Below are 13405 nucleotides of genomic sequence, written 5' to 3'. Positions count from 1 at the left end.
ACATCAACTGCTTTACAGGCTAAAAATCTCTATGGTACAATTAACGATGGACTAAGCAAAGGAGGAGTCACTGTGTCTGGACATTCTAAGTGGGCGAATATTAAACATAAAAAGGCAAAAGCTGATGCACAAAAGGGGAAAGTTTTCACCAAGCTGGGCCGGGAACTTATTGTGGCTGCAAGGTCAGGCGGTGGAGACCCTAATAATAACTTCCGTTTAAAAATTGCCATTGATAATGCCAAGGTAGCGAATATGCCCAATGACAATATCCAAAGGGCTATTCAAAAAGGAGCAGGCGGTGCCGAAGGAGAAAGTTATGAAGAACTTCGCTATGAAGGCTATGGCCCAGGCGGAGTGGCGATCATGGTGGATATCATGACCGATAATCGGAACCGGACTGCCGGTGAAGTGCGCCATATATTCTCCAAGCATGGGGGAAACCTCGGTGAGACAGGCAGTGTCAATTGGATGTTCGATGAAAAAGGTCAGTTGACGATTCTTAAAGAGGATTTACCATTTGATGAAGATGAACTTATGCTGATTGCCCTTGAAGCGGGTGCTGAGGACCTGCAGCAAGATGAGGAAAGCTTTATCGTTTATACAGCTCCAGGCGATATTGAAGCGGTTCGGCAGGCTCTGATTGACCAGGGAATAGCCATCGAGGAAGCAATAAAGAACCAAGTTCCGCAAAATTCTATTGAAATCACCGATGTGGATCAAGCTAAAAAGCTCTTTCGTATGATGGAGCTCCTAGAGGATCATGACGATTCCCAGGGAGTATACGCAAATTTTGAATTAGCTGACTCGATCAATGAAGAGGATTTGGACTGATTTGGTGGTTGTGGGTAATTTTAGTTTTTTATAGAAGAGTTCTATGCTGTCAAGTTCAGCATAGGACTCTTTGTTTTTTCCAAACTTCCCCTGAACATCCTCTAGCCAATAGGGACATGCTAAAGAAGGTTTCTGGAAAGGTTGTCATTAACGAAGTCTTTAGACAAAGTAAAAGGAGATGATTCCTTGCAACCAGAAAAAATCTATTATGAGCCTGCAGTATTAGACTACACATTAGGATTACAGCTCAAAGAACACTTTGCGACTGTTCCTTGGGAACCGATTGAGAGCCATAACAATATAGAAGCTTTGCGCAAAAATCCCAACCAGGAATTTCCACGTATGAAACGACTCCTAATTCTTGGTGTAAGAAAATCTCTAAAATATACTCCTAATCACAAAGTCTCGGACTTCCTCGTCCCTTATACATCCTCAGGCTGCAGTGCTATGTGTCTCTATTGTTACTTAGTGTGCAATTATAATAAATGTTCATACCTTCGGTTATTTGTGAATCGTGAGCAAATGATGGACAGGTTGATTAAGACGGCAAATAAATCAGAGAAAGAATTAGTTTTTGAAATCGGTAGTAACAGCGATCTTATTTTGGAAAATATCATTACAGGGAACCTAGAGTGGACTATAGAAAATTTCAGTAAGAATGAAAGAGGATATCTCACCTTCCCTACGAAATTTGATCATGTAGAACCGCTCTTACCGTTAAACCACCGGGGTAGAATAATTTTTCGGATGAGTGTTAATCCTGAAGAAATTATTCAAAAAGTAGAGTTCGGAACGTCCTCATTAAAGGCGAGGCTTAGGTCACTTAACCAAATGGCTGAAGCAGGATTTAGAGTCGGTATCCTCATTGCACCTGTGGTGCTGCTGGATAATTGGCAGGAACTTTATGCACAGCTGATTGAGCAACTTGCCGAGGAGCTCTCATCCAAGGCAAAGAAGCAGCTATTTATCGAGATCATTTTTATGACCTATAGCTTTATTCACCGTGCCATTAATCGGGAGGCTTTTCCTAAAGCAGTGAATCTCTATAATCAGCCTTTAATGACCGGGAGAGGCCGAGGAAAGTATTGGTACAAGGAGCATGTTCGTATAAGTGGGGAAGAATTTTTACGAGCGGAATTGACCAAGAAATTAGGAGGCATTCCGATTCTCTATGTTGTCTAACAAGGAATCAATCAACTTCCTGTCGAATCCTTAATGGATAGAAAGGAAGTCGTTTATGCTAATACTCGGAATTGACCCAGGAACTGCAATTATGGGGTATGGATTGATTGAAAAGAAGGGTAGCCGTTTGCTTGCTGTAGATTATGGCTGTTGGCGTACTCCAGCTCATACACCCATGACTGAGCGGTTGCTAATGCTCTATAATGATATTGCAGCCTGCATCAAGAACCACCAGCCTAACTTTGTGGCTGTTGAGGAACTTTTTTTTAATCGTAACACCACTACTGCTATCTCTGTCGGACAGGCTAGGGGAGTCATTTTACTAGCTGCTGCCCAAGCGGGGATTCCGGTGTCTGAATACACGCCCTTACAGGTTAAGCAATCCGTAACCGGTTACGGAAGAGCGGATAAACAACAGATACAACAGATGGTCAAAGCCCTGCTCGGCCTACCGGAGATACCGAAGCCCGATGATACGGCAGATGCTTTAGCCATCGCTATCTGTCATGCCCATAGTGTGAATTTGCTCAATAGAATGGGGGGATCTCTTTGATTGGAATGCTGAGGGGGAAGGTTTGGGAGATTCAAACCGATAAACTGATTGTCGATGTGCAGGGCGTAGGATATTTGATCGCTACCCCGTATGGATTATTAACCAAGGTACATCCCGGCCAAGAAGTCACCATCTATACTCATGTGATTCTACGAGAGGATGAACTGGCGCTCTATGGTTTTTCTTCAATCACAGAGAAAGAAATTTTTTTGATGCTCCTCACTGTATCAGGCATTGGACCCAAGGCAGCTTTAGCTATCTTGTCAACCTTGGGTACGGGACAGACAGAAAGTGCTATTGCTAGCGAAAATGTTACCCTCTTGACGAAGGTCCCTGGTATAGGGAAAAAGACTGCTCAGCGATTGATTCTTGAGCTGAAGGAGAAATTTAAAGATAGAGTGATTTCGGTAGATGGGGAAGATTCTTCAGTATCTATGCCTTTATTAGCTAGTGGATCGGAGGCAATGGAGACGTTGCTCGCTCTCGGATTCAGCCAAGAGGAAGCGAAGAAGGCTCTCCAATCCCTTCCCGCTACTGAACAGGGGATGAGTACCGAGGAGCAAGTGCGTCTGGCTCTTCGCTCCCTAGCGGCAATCAAGCCAGCATAATCACAGAGGAGAAAAAAGACTATGGAAGAACGGATGATAGCACCCCAGCAGCTTCCGGGTGATCAGGAAGGTGAAGTCCTTCGACCCCACCGGCTGGCGGATTATATAGGCCAGACGAAAGTTAAGGAAAATCTACATATTTTTATTCAGGCAGCTTTAGCTAGAGGAGAGGCTCTCGACCATGTGCTCCTCTATGGCCCTCCCGGCTTGGGAAAAACTACGTTGGCTAATATCATCGCCACGGAGATGGAGGTTAATATCCGAACTACCTCGGGGCCGGCAATCGAACGACCCGGGGATTTGGCGGCTATTCTGACCTCTTTGGAGCCGCGTGATGTCCTCTTTATTGATGAAATTCATCGGCTCAGCCGGACCACTGAAGAAATACTCTATTCTGCCATGGAGGATGGGTGCTTGGATATCATGATTGGCAAAGGCCCTAGCGCCCGTTCCATTCGTTTATCTTTATCACCCTTTACTCTGGTTGGGGCAACCACCCGGGCCGGGCAGTTGGCCTCACCCTTAAGAGATCGCTTTGGGGTCATCAGCCGATTGGAGTTCTACGAGGTTGACGATTTAATCAAGATTATTTCTCGGGCGGCAGGGATATTAAGCCTAAACATAACGCTTGAAGGAGCGACGGAAATAGCCAGGAGATCTCGTGGGACTCCACGAATTGCCAATCGCCTCTTAAAGCGAGTGCGAGATTATGCCCAAGTCTGGGAAGACGGACTTGTCAGTCAAGAATTGGCAAGTAAATCATTAGATCGTCTTGAAGTTGACCCGGCTGGATTGGATCGAATTGACCAAAAGTGCCTTCTCACCATTATTCAGATGTTTTCCGGTGGACCCGTCGGTTTGGAGACCCTTTCCGCGACCATCGGTGAAGAATCCGAAACCATCGAGGATGTGGTGGAACCCTACCTCCTTCAACAGGGATTTTTGCAGAGAACACCTCGCGGCAGAGTGGCAACAGTTCGCGCATACCAGCATCTCAATATTCCGCTAACAACAGTGCCCAAGGATAACTTACCTGAGGACAGTTTGTTCGAAGACGAGGAATAGATAAAACCGCAAACGGGCAATCTGAGGAAAAGAGAAGTGGGGTGGTTGATTTGCTACCTTTCTCAAGCAGATGGCCTTTTCGTGGTCTGGTTTTTGCTTTTTTTTTCATAGCTACCCTAATGATTCAGGTGTCACCCTGTCAAGCTAAAGAGATAGAAGTTGAGTTGGTTTGGAAGTTTAAGGGCGCAGGGTGGGTTAAGATTCAAATCGAGCAAGGAAATTATCTGCTCAAAGAAGTCAATAAGGATGCCAGTACCTCAACAGCCTTTCCGGCAGGATCTTCCCTCGAACTCACTTGGGGGGGATGGTCGCCTGCCTTCAAAAAGAATTATGACGCGTTTATGATTTGGAACGGAAAAGAAATTAAGCTCATGCGGCAAGGAGAATATGGAAGCTTTTTGGTCCAAACTCCAGACGGTCAACGAGTAAGTTACCGGGGCAGCTTGAGTCTCCGCTGGGAAGACGGCAACTGTAAATTAATCAACCGCGTCGACCAAGAAGATTATCTCAAAGGGGTAGTACCGATTGAGATGAGCAATTCCTGGGCAGGGGATGGTTTAGAGGCTCTCAAGGCTCAAGCTGTTGCCGCCAGAACTTATATGGTGAGAAAAACTCAAAATACTACTCGTATCACCGATTCACCCGATTATGATCAGGCGTATTTGGGAAGGAATGTAGAGGGGAGTGCCGGTCGAGCGGTTGAGAGTACACGGGGTGAAATCCTGGTGGACTCCATCACTTACCAAGCTATTGATGCCCTTTACTCTTCTCATAATGGCGGCTATATGGAGTTGGCTGAAAATGTTTGGAACAATCCAGACCCTCATTTTGCTTCGCAGCCAGATCCTTTTTCGGCAGGAATCGGCGGTCCTGCCGATCGCTGGAGATTTATCGTTGGAGCAGATGTTTTAGGAAAGGCCTTTGAATTAGGCCCGATTGCAAAGATTGAGCTTGACAAACTCCCCTCAGGTAGGATAAAAAAAGTAAGTATGCAGGACATATATGGTAAACTAGTCAGTGTTAGTGGCAGGGCTTTGGTCCAAAAGTTTTATCCTTATGGACAACCGATTACGTCGCAAGCCTTTCTCGGCAACATGTTTAGTGCGCAACGTATCCCTAACCATGAAGCGGTATTCTCTCTTGACCAAAGGGTAAAGGGAATGCCCATCCCTTTGAATGCCACCATAGATTCTCAAAAAATTAAGACGAGATATTCCGGACCTCGCTTAAGTCGCATTTTAAGCTCTTCCCAAGGAATTCGGGACTTTCCTGCGACTTATGATGTCTTTATCTTTAATGGTCGGGGTTGGGGTCATGGGGTCGGCATGTCCCAATGGGGTGCATATCACATGGCCCAGCGAGGCTACACCTACCGCGAAATCCTCGATTTTTATTACCAACAAACGGATTTAATAAAGTTCTATCTTTAGGCGAGGGATATTAGCTTTAGGATAGGGATATTAGGCTACCGATCTTTTACATAAAAGGAGAATCATTTTGAAAGTAGACGATTTTGATTTCGATCTTCCTGAAGAACTCATTGCCCAGCACCCGTTGGAGCCTCGAGATGCTTCCCGGTTGATGAGGGTAAACCGTTCTAGTGGAGGTATTGATCATCTGGTGTTTCATGATCTGCCAGACTTGCTTCGAGCGGGAGATGTCCTTGTGGTCAACAATACTAAGGTCATTCCTGCTCGATTGATTGGTGAAAAAGAGGATACCCAGGCTAAAATAGAATGTCTGCTACTTACGCGTCGTGAGAAGGATATCTGGGAGACGCTTATTAAGCCGGGCAAACGCTTGAAAATGGGACAGACCGTTGTTTTTGGCAATGGGCTCCTGCGGGGAAAACTCTTGGAGATTTTGCCTGATGGAAATCGAGTCATGCAGTTCAGTTATGAAGGAGTTTTTGAAGCGGTTTTGGACGCATTAGGGAATATGCCCTTGCCCCCTTATATTACGGAACAACTGGAAGATAAAGATCGCTACCAAACAGTGTATGCCAAGGAAAGTGGCTCGGCCGCTGCCCCCACAGCGGGCCTGCATTTCACTCCGGAGCTGATAGAGCAGTTGCGGGCTAAAGGAGTAGAAATTGTCGAGATCCTGCTCCACGTAGGGCTTGGAACCTTTCGCCCGGTTAAAGCAGATGTCCTAGAAGAACATGAGATGCATTCGGAATACTACCGAGTATCTGGGGTAGCCGCCGAACAGATCAATCAAGCTAAGGCTCAGGGGCGCAGAGTCATCGCTGTTGGTACGACAGCCGCTCGGACTCTAGAATCAGTGGCTAAAGAAAACGGACTGATTACCGCCCAAGAAGGTTGGACAGATATTTTTATCTATCCAGGTTATACCTTTAAAGTCCTTGATGGGTTAATTACCAACTTCCATTTCCCCAAGTCAACCTTAATTATGCTGGTAAGTGCCTTAGCCGGTAGAGAACGAATTCTTGATGCTTATCATCTGGCGGTCCAAGAACGCTATCGCTTTTATAGCTTTGGCGACGCCATGCTTATTTTGTAAAAAAGGAAGTGACGAATCATGGCAGTTCGTATAGAAATACTTAAAGAAGATAGCAAAACCCGGGCTCGGCTCGGCAAACTCCATACCCCTCACGGGGTAATCGAAACCCCTGTGTTCATGCCCGTTGGCACACAAGCGACTGTAAAAACTATGACCCCGGAGGAATTAAAAGAGCTGGGGGCTGGCATAATACTAAGTAATACCTATCATCTTTTTTTGCGTCCGGGCCATGAACTGATTCGAGACGCCGGAGGACTACATGCTTTCATGCATTGGGATGGAGCGATTCTTACCGATAGCGGTGGCTTTCAGGTCTTCAGTCTGGGCGATTTGCGAAAAATCACCGAAGAGGGAGTGGAATTTCGATCGCATATCGACGGATCCAAGAGGTTTCTAAGTCCTGAGATTGCAACCCAAGTCCAGATGGCCTTAGGGTCCGATATTGTGATGGCCTTTGACGAATGTACTCCTTATCCCGCGACTCGTGAATATGCTAAAGCTTCTTTAGAGCGAACGACTCGATGGCTGAAACGTTGCAAAGAGACCTTGATTACGACCGATCGACAAGCACTGTTTGGTATTGTTCAAGGGAGCATGTATGAGGATTTGCGCAAGCAAAGTGCGGCGGAAATCACCGAGTTAGATTTGCCAGGATACGCCATAGGGGGACTAAGCGTTGGCGAACCAAAAGAGCTTATGTATGAAGTGTTGGATTATACGGTGCCTTTACTCCCCAAAGATCGCCCTCGCTACCTCATGGGGGTCGGCTCTCCGGACGCTTTGATTGAAGGGGTCATGAGAGGAATCGACATGTTTGACTGTGTTCTGCCCACTCGTATCGCCCGTAACGGCACCGCTCTCACTCGCTATGGCAAGGTAGTGGTGAGAAATGCTGAATCAGCTCATGATTTCTCGCCGCTTGATCCAACCTGTGACTGCTATACCTGTAAGAACTACTCCCGTGCTTATCTGAGGCATCTCATCAAAGCCGACGAAATTTTAGGTTTGCGCTTGATGACCATTCACAATTTGCGTTTTTTGACTAATCTCATGGCTGAGATCCGAGAAGCAATCAAGGAAGATCGCCTACCCGAGTATCGACATAAGTTTTTCTCGGATTACGGATATTTTAATTAAATCGAGGCAATAAGCAGGATTTCTTCGTTGCCGTAGGGAATTATACTAAGGTAAATTAGACAAAACTAAAGGGGGCTAACCAATCTATGGATTCAGGTACAACGACTCTTCTTCTTTACATGGCTGTTTTCTTTGCAATTATGTATTTCTTTATGATCAGACCACAGCAGAAGCAGCAAAAACAAAGACAAGCAATGCTCACTAGCCTTAAAGTCAACGATAAGATTATTACCGCTGGTGGGATACATGGTAAAATCAAAAAAGTTAAAGAAGACTCCGTTATAGTTCTTATCGCCGATAAAGTAGAGATCGAATTAAACAAATCCGGTGTCGGTACGATATTGAATCGCGAAATCACTGTTGAAAAGAGAAAGTTCTTTGGCAAAAAGGATAACGAGAAGACAAAAGAAGTAGATAATGATGAGGAAAGCGAAACCCAAGAGGACTCTGCTGAGTAAGCAGTATGCTTAGAATGCTGCAGCCAATCTCGGGTACAATAGGTAAGCTAGAATAAGCAAGTGGAAGAATCTACTTGCTTATTTCATTGGGAAAAGCCAACACTTCTGGGTGATAATTACCCATGAACAAGGGGGGGTACTATGACTTACGAAGAGCATATTCGCAAAGAATTGTTGCATTGGCGAAAGAAAATGCTAAAAACCCCTGGTTTGTTGGAGAAGGGATCAAAAGCAATTCAGGGCAAAATCAATAATCTTTACCCTCAGAAATTTCTTGATGCCCTGACTGGGACCATTAAAAGGTTGGTTAGAGGAGTTCTTTTTGGACTTGAATATATTCCTAAAGGGAAACCTCTAAAAAACATGGATCTGAGTGTAAGGGATCTGCGGGCCTTAGAAGTGCTTAAAACCTATAAGCGGGTAGCTGCAGCTGAAGGTGCCGGGACAGGGGCTGGCGGATTTGTATTGGGGATTGCCGATTTCCCGGCCTTAATTGCGATTAAGCTGAAATTCCTATTTGAGCTTGCTCATATCTATGGTTATTCTACTGAAGACTATAAAGAGCGCTTATATATTCTCTTTGTTTTCCAACTAGCATTTTCCAGCCAACAAAAGCGCCCCCTTGTCTACCATAAACTAGTCCATTGGGAAGACACTGTGAAGGATTATCCCCAAAGCCAGGCTATGGAAAAATTCGACTGGGAACAATTCCAGGTTGAATATCGGGATGCGATTGATTTAAGGAAGATGCTCCAAATGTTACCGGGAATCGGTGCTGTGGTCGGGTTGATCGCTAATTACGGATTGCTGGAGGATTTAGGAAAGGTAGGCATGAATTGCTACCGCATGAGGATTCTACAAGAGAAGGGGTTATATTAACCACTAATTGACACCATTAAGGAACGAGGACTATAATATAGTTTGGCATGGGCAAGTCCCAGGACAATTTTAAGGGAGGAAAAATAATGAAAAGGGGAAGTATCCTGAAGCTAACAGCAACTATGTTGCTGATCATCATCGCCGTCGTATTCTCAGTCAAACCCCTTACAGATCCGGAACAAGGGATTTCGTTGGGACTTGACTTGCGTGGGGGAGTTCATCTCGTCTTGCAAGCAGAAGCAGGTCCGGACGGTGCAGAAATTACTGCTGAGGACATGGACAAGGCCAAAAGTATCATTGAAAAACGTGTCAATGAGATGGGTCTTTCCGAGCCAGTCGTACAGGCTGATTTAGGTAAGAAACGTATCATTGTTGACTTAGCTGGAGTCCAAGATCCTGATAAAGCTGTGGAAACCTTGAAAACCACTGCTAAACTGACATTCAAAGACCCTCAGGGTAATGTTGTGATTGAAGGAGCCGATTTGAAGGATGCCCGCGCCGGGCAGAGTCAAACGGGTTATGTAGTTCACCTTACCTTCACTCCAGAAGGGACCAAAAAGTTTGCCGAGGCAACCACAAGAAGTCTCGGTCAGCAGATTGGAATCTACTTGGATGATCAGCTTTTGCAAAATCCCAGAGTCGAAAGTGCTATAACGACTGGACAAGCTGAGATTACTGGATACAGCTCTCTAGAAGAAGCAGCGGGATATGCAGTTTTACTTCGTTCCGGCGCGTTGCCAGTGAGTTTAACGATTGAAGAGAAACGCACCGTGGGAGCTACTCTTGGGGTGGATTCCCTCAATAAAAGCATTGATGCCGGTATGGTTGCTATTGGCTTTATTATTCTATTTATGCTGGTCTTATACCGCTTGCCGGGATTGGTGGCTAATATCTCGCTCGTTGTCTTCACTCTGATTGTGCTCTGGGCATTAAAAGGATTTGGAGCGGTGCTCACCTTACCGGGAATCGCGGGGATGATTCTTTCCATAGGAATGACAGTGGATTTAAACATTATCATTTATGAAAGAATCAAAGAAGAGCTTCAGTTGGGAAAATCCTTGCGTGCAGCAGTGGAAGCAGGCTTCAGTCGTGCTTTCCTGACAGTCTTTGACTCGAACATCACCACCTTATTTGCAGCTGCTACCCTATTTTTCCTAGGAACAAGCTCCATCAAGGGCTTTGCCATTACTCTGGCGATTGGTATTTTTGCCAGCTTATTTACGGCAATCACCTTTACCCGCATGATTTTGCGTTGGATCGTGGGTGTGAATCCCCGTATGAATACGGCTTGGTTTGGTGTCAAGCCTGAGAAGAATGATTCTGAGACGAAGATTAAGGCCTCAGGTCCTGTCACTCATGCGGCAACCTATGAAGAAGTCAAGAATTCCATACCCTTCTACTTTAATGTAGTTAAGCGGCGTAATATATGGTTTGCCATCTCGCTCATTTTGATTTCGATCAGTATCGGTTCCTTGTTTATCAATAAGTTGAATTTGGGCGTGGATTTCACAGGCGGTACCATGATGGATGTGAAATTTAATCAACAGGTTACTCAAGAGGATGTTACTGAGGCTATGGGCTCAGTAGGTCTGGAAGGAATCGTCCAACTCTCCAATAATGATACCACTGCGTTGATTCGTATACCGGCCTTAGAAGACAACCAACGCAATGAACTGCTTTCGGCGCTGCAAACGAATGTTGGCGATTTTAATAAAGAAACCCTAAAGGAAGACCTTGTCGGACCAGCTATCGGTGAAGAGTTAACCAATAACGCCTTTTTATCCCTGGCTGTCGCTGCGGTCCTAATGTTGATTTATATCGCTTTCCGTTTCCAATTTGCTTATGCAGTATCAGGAATTTTGGCCTTGCTGCACGACGTCATAATCACCGTGGGGGTATTCTCCCTCTTCCAATGGGAAGTAGACTCCACCTTTGTGGCCGCCATCTTGACGATCTTCGGTTATTCTATTAATGATACCGTGGTTATTTTTGACCGAATCAGAGAAAATGAACCTCGTCTGAAACGCAACGATAGCTACGAGGATATGGTGGATAAATCCATCTGGCAGATGATGGGACGTTCTATTAAGACAGCTTTAACCGTCATTATTTCACTCCTTGCTTTACTGATTTTTGGCGGAGAGTCGACTCAAGGGTTCGCTTTAGCTATGCTAATCGGTTGTTTAGCAGGAGCTTACTCCTCAATCTTTAATGCCAGCCAGATTTTGGTTGAAATTAAGAAGAGAATACAATCCAACCGCGGTGGCAATCCGTCTCGCGCCAAAGGATAAGCTATGAATGGATATCAATAATTCATAAAACTAATATATAATGTAACTTTAGAAATTCCGGGCTCGTCCCGGAATTTCTTTTAAGTAATTTTCCATAGAATTTACTTTTTTTTAATATTATAGGTGCAATTTTTTCGGTTCTGTACTATAATACATTTTAAACAGAGATAAAGGAGGAGTGGGCGTATGAGGATGTCAGGAGCTCGAGCATTGATTGAATGCTTGAAGCAAGAAGATGTGGATATAGTATTTGGATATCCGGGAGGGGCGGTCTTGACGCTTTATGATGCGCTTTATGAGACCCAATTTCCTCACATCCTTACTCGACATGAGCAAGATGCAGTGCATGCTGCCGATGGATATGCACGATCCACTGGGAAAGTGGGGGTATGTATTGCTACCTCAGGGCCGGGGGCAACAAACTTAATAACAGGGATTGCTACAGCCTATATGGATTCGATTCCCATGGTGGCAATCACGGGCCAGGTGGCAGTTTCTTATATTGGTCGCGATTCATTTCAGGAAGCTGATGTCACTGGGATTACCACACCGATTACCAAACACAACTACTTGGTGAAGGATGTCCAGGATTTGCCGAGGGTATTCAAAGAGGCTTTTCATATAGCCCAGACAGGTCGACCTGGTCCTGTGCTCATAGATATTGCCAAGGATGTTTTTGCTAAAGAAATAGATTTCCATTATCCTGAAACGGTCCTTCTAAGAGGATACAAACCCCTATTTGAGGGAGATTCTCGGGTGATTGATCAAGTGGCAGAGGAGTTAGCTAAGGCACAAAGGCCGCTGGTTTTCGTGGGTGGAGGGGTAAATCTAGCCGATATTTCGCCGGCTTTAAGTGAATTCGTGGAGTATACGAATCTTCCTGTAATTACAAGTCTGATGGGGTTAGGGTGTATTCCAGATCGACATCCCCAGAATTACGGCATGGTTGGCATGCACGGGACTTACGCAGCTAATATGGCTACCACACATGCTGATTTGCTGATTGGCCTGGGAGTGCGTTTTGATGATCGGGTCACGGGTTTGGTCGCTGATTTTGCCTCTAAAGCCAAGGTGATTCATTTTGATATCGACCCGGCGGAAATCAATAAAAATATTATTGCCAATATACGCGTTGTAGGAGACTTAAAGTGGTCCATACCCGCTATGTTAAAAAAGGTTGAAGAGCGCACAGCCGATGCATGGAAAGCCTTGAATCCTGAGTGGAAAGCACAACTTAATGAGTGGCGGGAAATGAATCCACTCACCTATACACCACGTGAAGGGGTCGTATTACCTCAACAACTGATTGAAAGTGTCAGTCATTATGCCGACAGCGATGCGGTTGTGGTAACTGATGTAGGTCAGCACCAGATGTGGGCAAGCCAATTTTATGAATTTAGGCAACCACGAACCTTTCTTACATCGGGTGGCCTAGGAACGATGGGGTATGGTCTGCCTGCGGCCTTAGGTGCTCAAGTGGGATGCCCAGGGCGCCAAATCCTGTTATTTACCGGTGATGGTGGTTTTATGATGAACTGTCAAGAATTATCGGCCTTGGCGGATCTTGATCTGCCGGTCAAGGTATTTATTCTTAATAACCAGGTTCTGGGTATGGTCGCCCAGTGGCAAAGGATGTTCTACAATGGACATTATTCTCATTCCACCCTTAAAGGCCACACGGATTATGTAAAGCTCGCCGAAGCTATGGGCGTTACGGGGATACGGGTGACCCAACCCCAAGAGATTGACGCGGTAATTCAAAAAGCCTTGGCGATCAAAGGACCTGTAGTCGTGGAAGTTCGAATTCCTGAGGACGAAAATGTTTTGCCCATGGTTCCGGCAGGAGGACGTCTTGACCAAATGATTATGGGAGGGTAA

At 45.3% G+C, this 13405-nt stretch carries 12 protein-coding genes; all 12 read left to right on the top strand.

Annotated elements, in window-relative coordinates:
• The first annotated feature begins 72 nt into the window (after nt 1-72).
• The 12 genes from DESDI_RS12195 (at nt 73) to ilvB (ending at nt 13405) form a co-directional block, all read left to right on the top strand.
• The gene (locus tag DESDI_RS12195) at nt 73-831 is read left to right on the top strand and encodes a YebC/PmpR family DNA-binding transcriptional regulator (protein WP_015262923.1); all 759 of its coding nucleotides are present in this window, start codon (nt 73-75) and stop codon (nt 829-831) included.
• Between the two features lie 186 nt (nt 832-1017).
• Entirely contained in the window at nt 1018-2013 is a 996-nt protein-coding gene (locus DESDI_RS12190) for an SPL family radical SAM protein (protein WP_041219460.1), read from the top strand.
• Between the two features lie 55 nt (nt 2014-2068).
• Nucleotides 2069-2566 carry a crossover junction endodeoxyribonuclease RuvC gene (gene ruvC / locus DESDI_RS12185; protein WP_015262921.1) on the top strand — a complete coding sequence of 166 codons (498 nt, stop codon included), beginning with the start codon at nt 2069-2071 and terminating at the stop codon, nt 2564-2566.
• Nucleotides 2563-3174 carry a Holliday junction branch migration protein RuvA gene (ruvA, locus tag DESDI_RS12180; protein ID WP_015262920.1) on the top strand — a complete coding sequence of 204 codons (612 nt, stop codon included), beginning with the start codon at nt 2563-2565 and terminating at the stop codon, nt 3172-3174. Before ruvC ends, ruvA begins: the two co-directional genes overlap by 4 nt.
• A 21-nt stretch (nt 3175-3195) precedes the next feature.
• Nucleotides 3196-4239 carry a Holliday junction branch migration DNA helicase RuvB gene (ruvB, locus tag DESDI_RS12175; protein ID WP_015262919.1) on the top strand — a complete coding sequence of 348 codons (1044 nt, stop codon included), beginning with the start codon at nt 3196-3198 and terminating at the stop codon, nt 4237-4239.
• 50 nt (nt 4240-4289) lie between these two features.
• Nucleotides 4290-5669, top strand: a complete 1380-nt coding sequence (locus tag DESDI_RS12170; protein WP_015262918.1) for a SpoIID/LytB domain-containing protein — start codon at nt 4290-4292, stop codon at nt 5667-5669.
• A 67-nt stretch (nt 5670-5736) separates the two neighbouring features.
• Nucleotides 5737-6762, top strand: coding sequence for a tRNA preQ1(34) S-adenosylmethionine ribosyltransferase-isomerase QueA (queA, locus tag DESDI_RS12165; protein ID WP_015262917.1), 1026 nt, complete (start codon nt 5737-5739; stop codon nt 6760-6762).
• Between the two features lie 18 nt (nt 6763-6780).
• Complete coding sequence (gene tgt, locus DESDI_RS12160; RefSeq protein WP_015262916.1) at nt 6781-7899, top strand: tRNA guanosine(34) transglycosylase Tgt; 1119 nt, start codon at nt 6781-6783, stop codon at nt 7897-7899.
• Between the two features lie 86 nt (nt 7900-7985).
• The gene (yajC, locus tag DESDI_RS12155) at nt 7986-8357 is read left to right on the top strand and encodes a preprotein translocase subunit YajC (RefSeq protein WP_015262915.1); all 372 of its coding nucleotides are present in this window, start codon (nt 7986-7988) and stop codon (nt 8355-8357) included.
• Nucleotides 8358-8498: 141 nt separating this feature from the next.
• On the top strand, nt 8499-9236 hold the full coding sequence (locus DESDI_RS12150) for an EcsC family protein (RefSeq protein WP_015262914.1): 738 nt from the start codon (nt 8499-8501) through the stop codon (nt 9234-9236).
• 86 nt (nt 9237-9322) lie between these two features.
• The gene (locus DESDI_RS17660) at nt 9323-11527 is read left to right on the top strand and encodes a protein translocase subunit SecDF (protein ID WP_015262913.1); all 2205 of its coding nucleotides are present in this window, start codon (nt 9323-9325) and stop codon (nt 11525-11527) included.
• Nucleotides 11528-11713: 186 nt separating this feature from the next.
• Complete coding sequence (gene ilvB / locus DESDI_RS12135) at nt 11714-13405, top strand: biosynthetic-type acetolactate synthase large subunit (protein WP_015262912.1); 1692 nt, start codon at nt 11714-11716, stop codon at nt 13403-13405.

Source organism: Desulfitobacterium dichloroeliminans LMG P-21439 (assembly GCF_000243135.2).
Lineage (GTDB): Bacteria > Bacillota > Desulfitobacteriia > Desulfitobacteriales > Desulfitobacteriaceae > Desulfitobacterium > Desulfitobacterium dichloroeliminans.
Note: the sequence above shows the minus strand (reverse complement) of the source record. Positions and strands in the feature narration are given on the sequence as shown.